The organism is Erwinia sp. HR93, from assembly GCF_034555055.1.
Classification (GTDB): domain Bacteria; phylum Pseudomonadota; class Gammaproteobacteria; order Enterobacterales; family Enterobacteriaceae; genus Apirhabdus; species Apirhabdus apintestini.
This window is the reverse complement of sequence record NZ_JAXUDP010000001.1, coordinates 2,032,724-2,049,235: the sequence shown is the minus strand read 5'-3', so window position 1 is coordinate 2,049,235 and position 16,512 is coordinate 2,032,724. Positions and strand designations below refer to the sequence as shown.

Sequence of the window (16,512 nt, the reverse complement as noted above, 5' to 3'; positions counted from 1 at the left end):
GTGGCCATACATAAACTAGCGGCTCACGTTGGAATATGTCCCTGTTCTTTGCTACATAATTATTTTTTTATCGCCAACCCTTTACCACCAGAAGAAATCAAATAGATATTATTAACCGTTCCATAATCGTTAATAAGACCGAGACGGATATCTTTAATCCCACCTGGAATAGAACCCTTATTAGCCAGCGTGAATTCCATATTACCGAACGGCGGAACCATATCTACTTTTAAAGGCAGTTTATTTCCTGCAAAATTTACTTCAGCTGAATCAAAAGAAAAGTAATAGGGCGTAGGGTTTGTCACTTTAATTCCGTTGCCCACCGTTTCCCAACGTAATTTATCCGCGTTGTCTGCGCTGCTACTGGTGATTAAACTCTTTGGCCGATAAAATAATTTAATGCGCGTTCTGAATGCCAGCTCTAAATGATCGCCCTGTTTTACTTTTTCATCGACCGGCGGGATCTCCAGTAAATTAAACCAGAACACCGATTCTCTATCCTGTGGCAGCGTCATGCCATTATAAATAAGACGCAGGCTTTGCCCTTTACCCGGTTCTACGCGATAAACCGGCGGCGTGGCGGTAAACGGTACTTTTGCCGCATTAATATCCTGGTTCTTTTGCCCATCATCAATCCAGACCTGTACCAATGCAGGCATTGTCCCTTTATTGGTAGTTCGTACAGTTCTTTCCCGCTCCCCACCAGGGAAAATAATACGCGTTCCTGAAATGGTTACACTAGCAGCGGCTATCTGGGAAGTTAATACCAGCAATAACGCTGCCTTCTTTAATGTCAAACCGATTACACTTTGATATTTTATTGCCATATCCCGCACCCGTTAATTCCGTCCTGTCATCGTCAGGGAATACTTCCTTAATGCGGGGCGGCGCAATACCGCCCCTATCCATCTTATTAATAAGAAGGGTAAATTACGGGTAAACCAGGGTGTACTGCGCTTTAGCATTAACTTTACCGGCAGTGGTTGCACCCGTTGCATAGTAACCACCGTAGTAACGCAGGGTTGCTTTACCATCAGCATCAACCGGGAACGGATTACCTGACTCACCCAGCTTCAACTGTTTTTCGTCAGAGTTGTACAGACGTACTTCAACTTCTTTTGCGCCGCTAGCATCTGTATTCGTCAGGTTACCCGTTGCGCTATCCACGCCGCTGCTGCCAATCGCTTCAAAGTGCGCAGCAACCTGAGTCACCGTAGACGGGCATTTTTCGACGTTCAGATCGAATCCTTTAGAACCCGCTGCATCACCCGCTTTTGCCAGCGTCTGAGTAGACACTTTCGGCAAGGTAACGATGCGATTTACAGACTCATCAACGATTGAGCAGGTATCAGCTACCAATTCACCGTTAAAGGTTACGGTACCCTGAGTAACTTCGCCTGCCGCCAGTGCGGAAGCAGAAGTTGCAGTCAGTGCCAGAGCGCATAAAGCCAGTTTAAAATTACGCATAAATAATATTCCCTATAGTCCTGTTTAATTCAAAATAACGAGTGATGTATCGATTACGTATTTCCCTAATTCCTTGTAATTTATTTCTTCAATAAACCCTCCCTATTACTCCACAACAATCTCTATCCCTTTTTCTTCCATGAACGTTACGCGCATTGTCTTGTTATCAATCGCTGCACTATCCATATTTAAAACAGCGCTACCAATCCTCGGTAAGATATTCTTTTCAATAAACCGAATAAGCATTCTGGCGCCGGTTTCCGCTACCGTGCAGCTATCTACAACGTGTTGTACTAATTCATCACTATATGTGAGCGTTATTTCGTGGTGCTCTTTCGCCCGCTGCGCGATACGATTCATATGGATCCTGACGATATGCTGCAGCGATCCGTGTTCCAGCGGTAAATAAGGAATCACGCTTACGCGCCCTAAAAACGCCGCCGGGAATACCTTCAACAGTTCTGGCTGCAACAGCGCCTGTAGCCTTTCTGCGTCGGGGGTGGTTTCCGGATCGGCGCAGGCGCTGCTTAAAATATCGCTGCCCACATTACTGGTGAGCAAAATCACCGTATTGCGGAAATCAATCTGGCGCCCTTCCCCATCTTCCATACTGCCTTTGTCAAATACCTGGAAGAACAGTTCGTGTACGTCCGAGTGCGCTTTTTCAACTTCATCCAGCAGTACCACGCTATAGGGCTTACGGCGCACGGCCTCGGTCAGCACCCCACCTTCGCCATAGCCTACATAGCCCGGCGGTGAGCCTTTCAGCGAGGAAACGGTATGCGCTTCCTGATACTCGCTCATATTGATAGTTATCAGGTTCTGCTCGCCGCCGTACAGCTGGCTGGCAATGGCCAGCGCAGTTTCCGTTTTCCCTACGCCGGATGGTCCCACCAGCATAAACACCCCAAACGGCTTCTGCGGGTCCGCCAGCCCGGCGCGCGCGGTCTGAATGCTTTGACTCAAACTGTTCAGAGCATAAGGCTGACCGATAACACGCTCCGCCAGCCGCTGCGGCAGCTCCATGACGGCGCTGATATCGTCTTTCAATACCTGCCCAACCGGAATACCGGTCCAGTTCGCCACGATCGATGCCACAACGCCGGCGTTGACTTCCGCCTGCACCAGCGGCTGCTCATGACGTATTTCGCGCAGTTGCTGTTCCAGCGAATTTAGGCGATCCTGCAGCGGGCGCACCTGCTCCGCCGTCTCTTCTACTGCACTTTCCGAGGTCGCGGCCAGAAGCTGCTGGCGCGTCTCGACAATGCTCGCCACCAGCTCACACTCCTGCGACCAGCGTTTATCCAGCTGTTCGGCTTCTTTAGCATTGTTCTTGATAGTTGACTGGATCTCTTCCGCGCGTTTACCGTCCTCTTTGCCGAAATTCATCGCTTTTTCCAGCAGCGAAAGCTCCGTCTGCGCAGACTGAGTGCGGAATTTCAGTAACTGAAGCTCGGTCGGAGGCGCGTGCTGAGCTACGGCAACCCGGGCACAGGCCGTATCCAGCAGGCTAATGGCTTTATCGGGTAACTGGCGCGCCGGAATATAGCGGTGAGAAAGCCGCACCGCAGCGCGCAGCGCTTCATCCATAATCCAGACGCCGTGATGCTTCTCAAGCACCGGCAGCAGGCCGCGCAGCATCGCCGTCGCCAAATCTTCTGAGGGTTCTTCCACCTGCAATACCTGGAAACGACGCGTCAACGCAGGGTCTTTTTCAATATGCCGTTTGAATTCACTCCAGGTGGTGGCACCTATCGTACGCAGTTGCCCGCGCGCCAGCATCGGCTTCATCAAGTTAGCCGCGTCGCCGGTACCGGCATTGCCACCGGCACCCACCAGCGTATGTACTTCGTCGATAAATAGAATTACCGGGTCGGCTGAGTTAACCGCCTCCTCAAGAACCGCCTTGAGGCGCGCTTCAAATTCGCCTTTCATACTGGCGCCGGCCGATAACGCGACCACATCCAGCGATAAAAGACGAACGTTTGCCAGCGACGGCGGCACTTCGCCTGCGGCAATGGCCAGCGCCAGCCCTTCCACCACCGCGGTCTTACCCACGCCGGCTTCACCGGTTAATAAGGGGTTGTTTTGACGACGGCGCAGCAGAATATCCACCATCGTATTGATTTCTTTATCGCGCCCCAGTACCGGGTCGATTTTGCCTTCCCGCGCCAGCGCGGTGAGATCGGTAGAGTATTGCGACAGGCCGCCGCTCTGCGCGCTGCCAATCGCGTTACTGGCTTCGCCGGGAATACCCGCGTCACCCAATACCGACGCATCGCTGGCAAGCTCATCCTGTTCGACGGATTCGCGAATGATATAGCCGAAATCTTTACTTAGCTGCTCCAGCGAAATTTTCTCAAACGCGGAAGACAGGCCGAACAGCGTGCGGCGCAGTTCCATTGTAGTCAGCAGCGCCATCAGCAAATGCCCGCTGCGGATACAATTATTGTGGCACTCAAGGCTTGCAAACACCCAGGCGCGTTCAATGGCCAGTTCAATATGGTAAGAGAAATCAGAAATTGAACTGGCACCGGTTGGCAGGCGCGTCAAAGCCTGAGCGAAATCACGCTCAAGTGCCCCAGCGTCTACTTCAAAATGACGAATAATATGACGTAAATCCGTATTATCCTGCTGGTAAAGCTGATTCAGCCAATGCACCAATTCAACGTATGGGTTGCCGCGTAATTTACAAAGCGTAGTCGCACTTTCAATGTTTTTGAATAACGTAGTATTCAGTTTGCCAAATAGGTTCTTTCTCGTTATCGCCACGGTAGAATTCGCCCTAATTTAATTAAAATTTTTATTTTTATTCACTTCACTAATGAAGCTTAGTCATCCTGACTATGAGGAAGACGTTTGATAACGTGTGATTGCTAAGAATAGTAATTAACTAAAATAAAAATAAAAATAGCCATAAACGTTAGCCACCTGTTTTAAGATTACTGCTCGAAACGCATTCCTAAATTCGCAAATGTATTTCATGCATACATCGTAAATTTCATTTTTACTTTTAGAATCGCATTACAAAGGGAGAGGAGCCAGCTCAAGACGGAATTATTGAGCAATATTCCTGATATCAGACTGACGCCTCCTGAGAGAAACGGTTCTTATCTCGAATATAACTAACAGGGCTGCAAGTGGAACATAACTTTCTTGACTACTATAATCGGGAACTAACCTTCATCCGGGAAATGGCACGCGACTTTGCCGAACGTCATCCTAAAATCGCCGGTCGATTAGGGATGCACGGTATTGAAATTGCCGATCCTTATGTTGAACGTTTAATTGAGGCCTTTTGTTTCTTATCTGCCAGAACGCAGATAAAACTTGATGCTGAATTTCCGAAATTTACACAGCGATTACTGGATATTGTTTATCCGAATTATAATTCTCCCACCCCATCAATGGGAGTTGTCCAGCTCAAACCCAATCTAAGTGAAGGTGATTTAACTCAAGGTTATAAAATACCTAAGAATAGCGCGTTCTATAGCAAGATATTACCCGGCGAAATGACCCGCTGTGAGTTTCGTAATAATCAGGAAGTTACACTATGGCCTCTGGAGATAGTAGAAGCACGGTTAACTTCAGTACCGCCAGATATTCCCAACCTTGAGGATTATCGCATTCACCATCGCCGCCTGAAGGGCGCTTTAAGAATTAAACTGAAGTTACAGGTTGAAGGCGTTATTTTTTCCGCATTAAAAGGATTAAATGAACTTCCCTTTTATATTCAGGGTGACGAACGCGTTGTTTCACATACGTTTGAATTATTACACGGCAGCCACGTTGCAATGGTAATCCGCTCCGGCGGTGAGAGTAATTCAAAATATCATGTGGTAAGTAAACACCCACTTAAGTTCGAAGGTCTGGATCCTGACCAAAGTCTTTTACCGCTACAGTGGAATATGTTCCACGGCAACACATTAATTCAGGAATATATTTGCTGTAGAGAGCGGTTTTATTTTTTCACGCTCACTCAGTTGGCAGACGCACTCGCGGGAAATGATTCTGATGAAGTAGAGATTATTATTCTACTGGATAAACTTCCCCAGGATTTGATTCCTCATTTGGACGCCTCACGGTTTCTCCTTTTCTGTACGCCGGTTATCAATCTATTCCCTAAAAGAGTGGACAGAATTGAAGTGAACCGCGCGCTAAACAGTTTTCATATTGTTCCCGATCGCAGCCGCCCTCTGGACTATGAAGTATTTTCGGTCAATAAAGTATTGGGGCTGCAGGCAGAAACCAGCGAAGAAGTGGTGTTTAACCCGCTTTATCAAACCCGGCACAGCGACTCCGGGAATTTTGGCCGCTATTTTTCCGTACAGCGAGAGGTGCGTAATAACGAAGGATCGCGGCGTAAATATGACACCCGAACCCCGTACAACGGCACTGAAATTTTTATCTCTTTGGTCGATCAACAGGAAGCGCCCTACGGCGAACATATTCGCTACCTGCTGGTGGACGCCATGGTCACTAACCGCGATCTGCCGCGTTTACTGACCAGTACCGGCAGTTTCAATCTCACAATGACGGATTCAGTCCCAATTACCGGCGCCTGTTTCGTTAGCACACCCAGTGCGCCGCGCCCGCCGTTTGCGATTGGGGAGTCTACGTGGCGTCTCATCCGCCAGCTTAGCTTCAACTATTTGCCGCTGTCGGATATGGAGCATTCTCAGGGCGGCGAATCGCTGCGTAATATGCTGCGCCTGTTTACCACCTCTGCCGACCTGGAATCCGTGGCGCAAATTAACAGTCTGGTGGGCTGTAAAACTGAGCCGGTAGTACGCCGCCTGTCTAACGAAGGCCTGCTGGTTTACGGGCGCGGTGTGCGCTGTAGCCTGACCGTCGATGAAGAAGGATTTTCCGGGATCAGCCCGTATCTGTTTGGACTAATTATGGAAAATTATCTCTCTCGCCATGCGGCCATCAATATCTTCACGGAAACTGAACTGCACTCTATGCAGCGCGGGCGCATCGCCCGCTGGGAAGCCCGGCCCGGGCGGCGAGGCGCACTATGATTCAGCATGACGCACCGCACGCCGCCCCGCTGGAAATTGATAACTGGTTCGATCCCGATACCCCCTGGGAGGCCGGTTTTATCAGTACGATGCGCGCCATTGCCGCCCGCACGCCGCAGCTGCCGGCGCCGGGCAAAGCCACGCTGCCCGCTCAGGAGCGCTTTCGTCTGGGGCAAGTAGCCAGCATGACGTTCTCTCCGCGCGAGGTCGCACGCATCGGCTGGCAGGACGACAAAGTAAAACTGCAGCTTTTTGGCTTGGGTATTTGGGGCGCGCAGGGCGCCATGCCGCTGCACCTGTCAGAACTGGCGTATTCGCGCTACGAGCAGCACGATAAAACGCTTATCGATTTCGCCGATATTTTCCACCACCGGGCGCTGTCGTTGCTCTACCGGGCCTGGTTCTTATCGCAGGATACCGCCTCGCTCGATAGGAAAGATGACGAACGTTTTTCATTTTACGTCGGTAGTCTGGTGGGGCTGGACCCTGCCGAATTGTCCTCTGAGCCGCTGCCCATCCACGCACGCCTGGCATCTTCTGCCCACCTGATCCGCGAGGCGCGTAATCCGGACGGGCTGCTCGGCTCGATGCAATATTACTTTCAGGTGCCGGTGCGCATGGAAGAGTTCGAGCTGCAGTGGATTTATCTGGAAGGCAAAGACCAAACCGCGCTGGGAGATGATAACTACGCCACGCTGCTGGGCGACGGCGCAATCCTCGGTAATACCGTGCTGGATCGCCAGCACAAATTCAAATTGGTCATGGGGCCGCTCACTCTCACGCAATACACCCGCTTTAGCCCGTGGGGCAAAGATATGCCGGTGGTGCGTGAATGGGTGCGCAATTTTATCGGCTTTGAATACGCCTGGGACGTTCAGTTGGTACTGGCCGCCGATCAGGTTCCCCACGCCTCGTTAGACGGCTCGCACCAGTTGGGGTACGCCTCATGGCTGGAGCGTGAAGCGAACGACACGCCGGTATTCGGGATGAGCTTTGAACCAGAGACGTATCAGTACTGAGGCCTGGCCCGGTACAGACACCTAACATAATAACGAGAATGGCAAGTCAATTTATGAGTGAAATACACGGCCTTAGCTGCTCTGACTATTACCGGTCCACGCTGGACCCGATTGCTGACGACGCCCCGTGCGGCGAGAGTCTGGATTATGACCCGGGCTTTATCATGCTGCAGTCCAAACTGCAGCCCAGGCTGGACGTAGAGTACGGCAGTTTTGTCGAAGCCGCCGAACCCGTTAACTGGGCGGAAACCGAGCGTGAATGTCAGGCGCTGCTGCAAAAAAGCAAAGATGTGCGGTTAATTATTGTACTAATGCGCTGTCGGCTGCGGAAAATCGGCCTTCCGGCGCTCAGTGAAGGGCTTGAAGCGCTGAATGTTCTGCTGCACCGATGGCCGGACGAGTTACATCCCCAGCTTCTGGATGAAGGTGAGTTTGCGCCAATGCTGCGCGCGAACGCCTTCGCGGAGCTGGAAGACACGCACGGGCTGCTGGCGGATATACGCAACCAGCCTCTGCCGCGGGCCTCCGGCCTGCAAATCACGCTCAAAGAGTTTGAAAAGGCGCACGTAGTGCCGCGTGAAGAAGGCGCCCTTTCCGAAACCACGGTTGCCGCGCTCATCCACGAATGGCACATCAACGCACGAGAAGAGATAGGCGTACTGACGCTGGCGCGCGGCCATCTACTGGAAATCAAAGCCGCGCTGAATGATGCCCTGGCGCACGAAGCCCCGGAACTCAGCGTGCTGGATAGTTTGCTGCGCCTGTTTTCCAGCGAATTTGGCGATGTTTCGCCGTCAGCGGGCAACGCGTCCTCCGCACTGCCCGGCGAACCGGAAACTCAGGCTCAGGCGGCGGCCGGCGCGCCGAACGATCCGGCAATCCCTCAGGAGAGCGTAATGGAAGCGCCATCCTGCGGCGTTGCCGCTGCGCCCGCTGCGGCCCTCGCACCCCAGCGCGGCATTGGCAACCGCGCCGAGGCGCTACACCGCCTGCAGGAAATCCGCAGTTGGTTTGCCATGACTGAACCCAGCAGTCCGCTAACGCTGATGCTGAAGTATGCCGAAGAGAGCATCGGCAAAAATTTTGCCGACCTCATCAAAATGTATCCCCCAGAAATTATTGCAATGCTGAACCAGGAAAAGGAATAAAACCTATGTTAAGGATACTCACGCTATTACTGGCCGTTTCTGGCTTTTTATTGTCCCCCGGCGCGTCCGCGGTGTGTACGCTTGCCCGCGGCACGCCCACTACACTGAATATCCCCGCGCAGGTGATTCATCTGGCGGCCGACGCGCCGGTCGATACCTCAACGCCTATTGCCGGAGCAACCTACGACAGTAACGCGTTAAGCGCGGTCATTGGTTACGATAACTGCCAGGAAGGGACGCCAATCGGCAAACGCCCCATGAACCTCGGCCCTCAGAATACCTCGACCAAAATATATCCCACCAATATTTCAGGGTTAGGGGTGAAACTATTGTTTAGTAATGGCTCAATGACAGACTTTGGCGATTTCCCTTCAAACACCACTATTCATTTTAACGATGGCAAACCCATCGGTACCTCGGATTTTAATCCCGGCCCCTTCTTTCGCATCGAATTTTATAAAACCGGGAAGCGGATTAATTTAACTAACCCGGCGGGCGATACGGTGTTACCCGCCGGCGAGCTTGGCTATTACTTTATTATTGCGGCCAACCCTGCAAACTATGTGATGAAGTTAGCCATCGGAGAGATCAAAGTTGTCAGTACGCCGGCCTGCACGATGAGTGGCACGCAGACCGTTGATTTCAATGAAGTAACCCCATCGTTATTGAAAGCGGGCGTCACCCGCCCGCTGGACTTCCAGATTACCTGCCAGAGCGACTACGGCGCTTATTCCGTCAAAGCCTCGATGACCACTAACACCCCCTCCTCTGACGCTAGCTATATTCGCGCTAAAGATGCCAATGGGAACCTCGACAGACTGGGCATCAAAATTACCGACACCAAAGGAAATCCCATAAAGGTGAATGGCACTAATACAGAAGACCGCCCCAACGTTACCAGTATGGGCCCGGCGGAATACGCCTGGAACGCCGAACTGGTTCCCGGCGCCAAAGCAACGCCCGCGGGCGGCACGTTCAGCGCCGAAGCCGAGATTGTGTTTGATATTCAGTAACGCGGATGGAAATGGACCAGGGAATTATGAAACACGTACCTGATATTTTTATCAGCATGGCCAGTTATCGCGACCCGGAGCTTATTCCAACGCTGCACAATATGCTGGAACAGGCGGCTCATCCTGAAAACCTGCATATTGCTATTAGCTGGCAGGACGACGAAGACCTGAGCGTTTTTGAGCGCGCAGGCCTTAAACCCGACGGCATACGCAGCGTCGCCGGGCGCCAAATTAATGCCTTTCGTTATTTCGGCACCCGGGTCGATATTATCAACCTGCACTATTACCAAAGCCAGGGCGCCTGCTGGGCGCGCAATCTGGCGGAAACGCTATTTGAAGGAGAAGCCTATTTTCTGCAAATAGACTCCCACTGCCGCTTTGTGCCCAACTGGGATAGCGAAATGATAGCCATGCTATCCCAGCTCCAGCGGAAAACCGCAAAGCCAATTATTTCAAGCTACCCGCCGCCTTTTACCCCCGGAGAGGACGAAGAGGCCAGTAAAAAACGGTATGTCAGCCGCCTGACCTTCCGGGAATTTAGCCAGGAAGGGCTGCCCATGCTCAGCTCCGTTCCGTTTACCAGCGAGGAACCGGTGCCCGGCAGCTACCTGGCGGGCGGGTTTATTTTCTCCACCGGCGATTTTATTAAGCAGGTGCCCAACGATCCGCACATCTTTTTTGCCGGTGAAGAGATAGCGATGGCCGTGCGCGCGTTCACGCACGGGTATGACATTTTTCACCCGCACAAAATTCTGCTCTGGCATTACTACCAGCGCCAGGAGTGCCGCAAGGTGTGGGGCGATCACACCAATGAAGCAAAAGCCGAAGGCACCATCGCTAAGGCCTGGTGGGAATGGGATAAAGTTTCCAAGCTGCGAGTGCGTACGCTATTAGGGCTGGAAGAGACATCGCATGAAGCGCTTGCGCCGTGGGCGCTGGGCCATGAGCGAACGCTTCGACAGTTCGAATATCAGGCGGGGATTTACCTTAAAAACGGCACCGTACTGCCTGAGGTGATGGCACCGGAGCATAAAACCTTCTTCAGCGAATGGCCCGCGGATGAAGCGCAGTGGTTAGAGCGCCAGTTCGCCTACCACAAAAAAACGCTCACCCTCAGCAAAGCGGAGTACGACACCCGCGATCCGGCCTTCGAAAGCCTGCACGTTAGCGTCTACACCCCGCAAAACGTCCTGCTATACAAAAAAACGCTGGCGTCGTCCGAGCTGGAAACGCTGCGCGCCAATTCTAACAATGATGATATAGCCATTTCTTTCGAATTTAAGACTCACGCTGCGGCAACGCCGAAATTCGTAAGAATATGCCCGTGGTCCGCCGATAGCGGCTGGGGTACGGTGACGGAGAAAACATGGTGAAAAGCGAAGCCCTTTTTAACAGCATCCTGAGTATTGATACGCTCATCGCCTTTGATGGCGTCATTCCTTCTCTGGGCGATTTTCAGCTCAAACTGATTTCGCTAATTGAGCAGTTTAGCCATGCGCTAATCGCTGAAAATCATGCCCAGGAAGAGAGCGAAATGCTCTGTCATATTCTCTGCGACTATTTCGATAAGCGCATCTCGACCAGCCAGTCTGGCAGTACCGCCGCCTGGGAGCGCTATTCGTTAATTCGCTATTTTTACGGCTATGACGAAGGCGACACCCCGGTGATGGATCAGCTTGAAACGCTGCTTACCAGCGAAAATGACGCGATTTTTCTCTTCGCGCGCAAGCTGTTAACGTTAATGGCTCAGGTTATAGGGCAGAGCGAAAAACTGGTCGCGCTGCGCACCGCCTGCCAGGGCAGGCACATTGCACGCGCGCAATATTACGCAGCACAGCCGGAATCAGAAACCCCGGTGGTTGTTTCGGAAACGCCGCGGCTAATGGTGTTTATTATTGGCCCCTTCGCCCGAAAATGGTTTAACCAGTCCGATTTAGCGTTAAGTAATGACAATGCCATCGTCTGGTCATCCGCACCGACTGCGGCAGCGCTGGCTGGCCGCCTTGAACATTTGAAACAAAACCGAAACCCGATAGAGACCATCGCTTTTTTCCCGGTGCTGGCGGACGGCTTTGAAAATAACGCTGTCCTTATCGAGCAAATCGCCGAATGGCGCTATGCGTTTTCTACCACGCCTATTCCCCGGCGCCTGCCCTGCCTGCTCGGCCTGTACTCGCGCCTGAGCGCGGAGCGCAGCGCCCACGATCCCGATAAAGCCATCTGGACCGGGCGTCTTAATACGCGCTCAATGTCCAGCGTCAATCTGGAGGCGTGGCTTACCGCGCTGGAGGCGGAACTGGAAGCCCACGATGACGGGAAAAATGTGTATGCCATGCAGCGTCACGCGCTGGGCAGAACGCTGTTTTCCTGGATGGCGGAAAGCCGGGTGATGCGCACGCTGCAAAACCTGTTTGATACGACGCAGCTCGATCTCACCGGTATTACCCTCGCCGATCACGGCCCCGGTATGACGCGCCACGGCGCATGGTCTACCTGGCTTTCTGAACGCTACGGCATTCTGCCTGGCCTTTCTTCAGCCATCTCCATGCCCCCACTGCCGTTTATTCATTTACCGCCGCTGTCGGAAAAGGCGGCGGCTGCTCTAAGCGGGAGCGCGCGGGAAGATATTCTGCCAGAAGAGCCTGTAATTCATATGCAGGTACGCCGCCGACGCCGCTGGCCGGCGATCGCCGCCGCGCTGATCCTTGGCGTATGTGCGCTGGGCGCTTTTTTCTTTTATGGGGATAGCGACTTTTCCCGCCTGCCGGAGCAAATAGCCCAGACCGCGCCGTATAACTTACTCAAAGCAAAACCCGGTGATATTAAAACCTTTACCTTCACCGGCATCATGCCGCTGTTTGAAAACGGCAGCAGTACGCTAATGCCGGACAGCGAAGAGGAGCTGAATAATATCGCACCGCAAATCGCCGCGCTGCCTAATCAAATATTTCTGATTATCGGCCACTCCGATAATACCGGCTCCGCCGCCGTCAATTTAGCGCTTTCTGCCGAGCGGGCGCGCGTGATTCGCGACTGGCTGGTCGCCCATACCGGCTTGCCCGCCAGCCATTTCATTATTGAAGGTGCTGGCAATACGCTCCCCGTTGCCAGCAACGACACCAAGGAAGGACGCGCGCAAAATCGCCGCGTTGAAATCATACCGTTATCTGCCCAACGCAATAACCATTGAGAGAGAACGTTTACAATGAGCAAGAAAGCCATTACTTACCCCCTAAATGAAGGCGCGTTTATGACGCTGGTACCACAGCAGGATCAGTCCATTAATATCCTGCGCTATACGGATGCGGAAGATAATCCCTATAACATTATTATTAACCGCGCCGCGCTGGAGCCAGAGCAGACCGTCGATGACTTCTGTGAAAAACAGTGGGAAAGGATGAAGCGTTCCGTGCCGGGATTTGAAGTAGAAGGAAAAAATTTAAAGCATGAGATAGGCCCGGCGAAACTACCGGTACTGCAAACTGCCAATAAATTTCTGGAGGACGGAGCGTGGGTAAAACAGGTGACGTCGATTATCACGCTGCCGCAGCATCCGGTCCTGAATCCTGGTGCCCGTAAGCTGCTGGTTTTCACGCTCGCCACTAACGGCGATTTCACCGAAGAGCAGCGTAAACACTATGTGCGCATTATCAATAGCTTTATGCCGGCTGAAATGCCGCTGAATGTAGAAGATTAATCGCGCACCTCGCCGCCTGCGCGGCGGCGAGACAATAGCGTTTCAGAAACAGGTCCGTTAGCGGGCGGCGTTACGCTTCACTAACGGCGATTTCACCGAAGAGCAGCGTAAACACTGTGTGCGCATTATCAATAGCTTTATGCCGGCTGAAATGCCGCTGAGTGTAGAAGGTTAATCGCGCACCTCGCCGCCTGCGCGGCGGCGAGACAATAGCGTTTCAGAAACAGGTCCGTTAGCGGGCGGCGTTACGCTTCACTAACGGCGATTTCACCGAAGAGCAGCGTAAACACTGTGTGCGCATTATCAATAGCTTTATGCAGGCTGAAATGCCGCTGAGTGTAGAAGGTTAATCGCACACCTCGCCGCCTGCGCGGCGGCGAGACAATAGCGTTTCAGAAACAGGTCCGTTAGCGGGCGGCGTTACGCTTCACTAACGGCGATTTCACCGAAGAGCAGCGTAAACACTGTGTGCGCATTATCAATAGCTTTATGCCGGCTGAAATGCCGCTGAATGTAGAAGATTAATCGCGCACCTCGCCGCCTGCGCGGCGGCGAGACAATAGCGTTTCAGAAACAGGTCCGTTAGCGGGCGGCGTTACGCTTAGTCCCAGCGCCCGGCAATAATTGCATCAATTTCCCCCGGCCGCAGGCGGAGCTCAGCGGCGCGGCGATGCCCCTGCATCCCTTCAGTTCGACTCTGGCGTACCGCCGGCTCCGCAATTGCGGCGATCCCTTCACTATCAATCCACTGGTGAGTACAGGTTTTCACATACGCGCCGACCCACAGACCGCCGGTATAGCGCGCTGCCGCCATGGTCGGTAGCGTATGATTAGTCCCGCAGCATTTATCTGAGAAAACTACGCTGGCGTTTTGCCCGATGAACAGCGAACCATAATTACGTATTTTCGCCGCCGTAGCGTGCGGATCGCGGGTATGCACCTGTAAGTGTTCCGTCGCCATATAATCCGCAAATGCCACCAGCTCCTCTTCATCGCGACACAGAACTATCTCGCCCTGCCGCCGCCAGGCTTCCCCGGCGGTGGCAGCGGTCGGCAAGCTGGCAAGCTGGCTTTCGATTTCATGCAGCGTTTCACGCGCAACACGCTCACTGGTGGTAGCAAGCCCCACGCGGGTTCTCACGTCATGCTCCGCCTGCGCCAGCAGGTCGGCGGCCAGAATCCGCGGATCGGCGCCGTCGTCCGCGACGGTGAAAATTTCACTTGGCCCGGCCAGCGCATCAATACCAACGCGCCCAAACGCCTGGCGCTTCGCTTCATTCACAAAGGCGTTGCCCGGCCCAACGATTTTATCAACCGCCGGAATGCTTTCCGTGCCCCACGCCATGGCGGCAATCGCCTGCGCACCACCGACTTTAAAAATACGCCGGGCGCCGGCCAGGTGGCACACGGCAATCATCGCCGGGTGCGCACCGGGCGGCAGGCAGGCAATAATGTTTTCACATCCGGCAACCGTGGCAGGCACAATCGTCATGACCGGCGCAGAGAGGATAGGATAGCGACCGCCGGGCACATAGCAGCCCACCGTCTGAATGGGGATAATCCGGTGGCCAAGGTGAACGCCAGGCAGCGTTTCTACATCTAACGGCGTCATGGTCGCAAGCTGAGCCTCGGCGAAGCGCCGTACCTGCGCAATCGCGAATTCGCTGTCGCGGCGAGTCTGCGGGTCCATAGTTTCCAGCGCAGCCTGGATTTCCGCCTCAGACACTTCAAATTGTTCGGGAATCACGTTATCAAAACGCTGAGAATAATCGCGCAGCGCCTGGTCTCCCCGCTCCCGCACCTGCTCGATAATGGCGCTCACCGTATCGGTGAGCGAGCGATCGGCCTGTGCGTCATTCGCCTCCGCGCGTTTAACCCACGTTACCCGGTCGGCAATGGTTTTAGAGGTCGTCATTATTGTACTCTCCCCATCTGGCCAAGCTTAATTTGCGCCAGTAGCGCCAGGTGATCGTAAACCACCCATTCATCGACGATTTTACCGTTCACGATATGATAATGAGACATACCCATAACAAACAGGCGCTCGCCGGTGGGTTTGCCCAGTTCCCCAAAGCCCAAATGGTGGCCTTCCATTACCCAGCGCACGGCGACTTTGGTGCCGCCTTCGTCACAGGGGTTGGAGCAGATATGCTGCGGCATCCACGCGCCGTCCGGAATCATACCGATAAGCGCCAGCGTCTGGTGCGTTACCGCCGCAGAGCCGTACAGCTCTTTCATTAACGGGCCGTGCCACTGCACGTTCGGGGCATAGACTTCTTTGATTTTTCCCAGCATACGGCGGTTATAGATTTCATGCAGCCAGCCCAGGCACTCGGCCTCGGTGTCGGTATGGGCGATGGATACATCGCATTCCGACTGCGGCGGATACTGGCCCAGCAGGCGACAGTTTTCCCCAATATCCGTTACCCGGAACCCTTTATCAAACTGCTCTTTTGCCATATCCCACGCTACGGCATCGGTATCCAGCCCCAGTTGCTTCATGAGCGACATATTGTCGCTGACTACCCACTCCCGATAGATTTTGTTTTCATGGATCATACAATCCGCCACGGTACGAGTCACAAAAGTGCGGTTAGTCGGGCTGCCTAAATGGCTAAACTGGGTATGGCGCCCGGTGCCGGTCACCAGATGTGAGGTATAAAAACCGTCGATGTCGTTACCGTTCCACACCACCTGCGTTGCCATACCGCGCCGCTCGGGAAACGCCACCAGCCGCTTTAAGGTATCCTGCACCACCTGCTCGCGGTCATACAGCGTACCCAGCGCGTTATACAATACGCAGTTGTGGGTGTAGTGGGTGTAAATCAGGCCGACGTCGCGCTCATCCCAAATTTTATGGGTACAGCGCACGATGTAATCGACAATATCGGTATAGCAGTCGTCAAACCCTCTCAGCGACTGCGCGCGCGGGCGTTTTTCCGGCACCAGATCGATAAAATCCCGGCGCTCCACCTGTAATACCGGTTCATCCCTTTGACTTTGAGACCTCGCATTACTTTTTTCAGGTACCGCTGGCGCTTTATGGGTTGCTTCTGTTGAAGACATAGAACCTCCTGCTTTTAGGTAATAACAGCCCCTCATCACAGCGGGATGATGGCGTAATCGGACAATAGAATCCCAGGG

General features: G+C 53.3%; 12 protein-coding genes. 7 read left to right on the top strand and 5 right to left on the bottom strand.

All coding sequences use genetic code 11. The annotated features are described in order from the left end of the window. Window positions 1–59: 59 nt before the first annotated feature. The 3 genes from SFA31_RS09625 to tssH all read right to left on the bottom strand — a co-directional run bounded on the left by SFA31_RS09625 (window position 60) and on the right by tssH (window position 4,239). Entirely contained in the window at window positions 60–827 is a 768-nt protein-coding gene (locus tag SFA31_RS09625; RefSeq protein ID WP_322837773.1) for a molecular chaperone, read from the bottom strand. Window positions 828–930: 103 nt separating this feature from the next. Beyond that, the gene (locus SFA31_RS09620) at window positions 931–1,467 is read right to left on the bottom strand and encodes a fimbrial protein (RefSeq protein WP_322837772.1); all 537 of its coding nucleotides are present in this window, start codon (window positions 1,465–1,467) and stop codon (window positions 931–933) included. A gap of 105 nt (window positions 1,468–1,572) precedes the next feature. Then, window positions 1,573–4,239, bottom strand: coding sequence for a type VI secretion system ATPase TssH (gene tssH / locus SFA31_RS09615; protein WP_322837771.1), 2,667 nt, complete (start codon window positions 4,237–4,239; stop codon window positions 1,573–1,575). A gap of 368 nt (window positions 4,240–4,607) precedes the next feature. Between tssH and tssF the strand changes: the two genes are divergently transcribed. Genes tssF through SFA31_RS09580 form a run of 7 tightly spaced genes read left to right on the top strand, consistent with a single transcriptional unit; the run spans window position 4,608 to window position 13,368 of the window. Beyond that, on the top strand, window positions 4,608–6,491 hold the full coding sequence (gene tssF / locus SFA31_RS09610; protein ID WP_322837770.1) for a type VI secretion system baseplate subunit TssF: 1,884 nt from the start codon (window positions 4,608–4,610) through the stop codon (window positions 6,489–6,491). Further along, entirely contained in the window at window positions 6,488–7,510 is a 1,023-nt protein-coding gene (tssG, locus tag SFA31_RS09605) for a type VI secretion system baseplate subunit TssG (RefSeq protein ID WP_322837769.1), read from the top strand. Before tssF ends, tssG begins: the two co-directional genes overlap by 4 nt. Window positions 7,511–7,563: 53 nt before the next feature. Then, the gene (locus tag SFA31_RS09600; protein WP_322837768.1) at window positions 7,564–8,658 is read left to right on the top strand and encodes an ImpA family type VI secretion system protein; all 1,095 of its coding nucleotides are present in this window, start codon (window positions 7,564–7,566) and stop codon (window positions 8,656–8,658) included. A 5-nt stretch (window positions 8,659–8,663) separates the two neighbouring features. Beyond that, window positions 8,664–9,671, top strand: a complete 1,008-nt coding sequence (locus tag SFA31_RS09595; protein ID WP_322837767.1) for a fimbrial protein — start codon at window positions 8,664–8,666, stop codon at window positions 9,669–9,671. A 26-nt stretch (window positions 9,672–9,697) separates the two neighbouring features. Further along, window positions 9,698–11,044 (top strand): GlcNAc-transferase family protein, encoded by a 1,347-nt coding sequence (locus tag SFA31_RS09590; protein WP_322837766.1) that lies wholly within the window; start codon window positions 9,698–9,700, stop codon window positions 11,042–11,044. Further along, window positions 11,038–12,861 carry an OmpA family protein gene (locus SFA31_RS09585; protein ID WP_322837765.1) on the top strand — a complete coding sequence of 608 codons (1,824 nt, stop codon included), beginning with the start codon at window positions 11,038–11,040 and terminating at the stop codon, window positions 12,859–12,861. Before SFA31_RS09590 ends, SFA31_RS09585 begins: the two co-directional genes overlap by 7 nt. A gap of 15 nt (window positions 12,862–12,876) precedes the next feature. Then, window positions 12,877–13,368 carry a DcrB-related protein gene (locus SFA31_RS09580; RefSeq protein WP_322837764.1) on the top strand — a complete coding sequence of 164 codons (492 nt, stop codon included), beginning with the start codon at window positions 12,877–12,879 and terminating at the stop codon, window positions 13,366–13,368. 601 nt (window positions 13,369–13,969) lie between these two features. Here SFA31_RS09580 and hisD read toward each other — a convergent pair. Next, window positions 13,970–15,283 carry a histidinol dehydrogenase gene (gene hisD / locus SFA31_RS09575; RefSeq protein WP_322837763.1) on the bottom strand — a complete coding sequence of 438 codons (1,314 nt, stop codon included), beginning with the start codon at window positions 15,281–15,283 and terminating at the stop codon, window positions 13,970–13,972. After that, window positions 15,283–16,434: an ester cyclase gene (locus SFA31_RS09570; protein ID WP_322837762.1), complete on the bottom strand. Its 1,152-nt coding sequence runs from the start codon at window positions 16,432–16,434 to the stop codon at window positions 15,283–15,285. The genes hisD and SFA31_RS09570 overlap by 1 nt, the downstream gene beginning before the upstream one ends. Window positions 16,435–16,512 lie beyond the last annotated feature (78 nt).

Excerpts from the sequence above, each read along its gene's own strand:
- SFA31_RS09585 (WP_322837765.1), top strand. The coding sequence starts at position 11,038 with ATGGTGAAAAGCGAAGCCCTTTTTAACAGCATCCTGAGTATTGATACG.
- SFA31_RS09570 (WP_322837762.1), bottom strand. The coding sequence starts at position 16,434 with ATGTCTTCAACAGAAGCAACCCATAAAGCGCCAGCGGTACCTGAAAAA.
- SFA31_RS09600 (WP_322837768.1), top strand. The coding sequence starts at position 7,564 with ATGAGTGAAATACACGGCCTTAGCTGCTCTGACTATTACCGGTCCACG.
- SFA31_RS09590 (WP_322837766.1), top strand. The coding sequence starts at position 9,698 with ATGAAACACGTACCTGATATTTTTATCAGCATGGCCAGTTATCGCGAC.
- SFA31_RS09620 (WP_322837772.1), bottom strand. The coding sequence starts at position 1,467 with ATGCGTAATTTTAAACTGGCTTTATGCGCTCTGGCACTGACTGCAACT.
- SFA31_RS09625 (WP_322837773.1), bottom strand. The coding sequence starts at position 827 with ATGGCAATAAAATATCAAAGTGTAATCGGTTTGACATTAAAGAAGGCA.
- SFA31_RS09580 (WP_322837764.1), top strand. The coding sequence starts at position 12,877 with ATGAGCAAGAAAGCCATTACTTACCCCCTAAATGAAGGCGCGTTTATG.
- SFA31_RS09595 (WP_322837767.1), top strand. The coding sequence starts at position 8,664 with ATGTTAAGGATACTCACGCTATTACTGGCCGTTTCTGGCTTTTTATTG.
- hisD (WP_322837763.1), bottom strand. The coding sequence starts at position 15,283 with ATGACGACCTCTAAAACCATTGCCGACCGGGTAACGTGGGTTAAACGC.
- tssG (WP_322837769.1), top strand. The coding sequence starts at position 6,488 with ATGATTCAGCATGACGCACCGCACGCCGCCCCGCTGGAAATTGATAAC.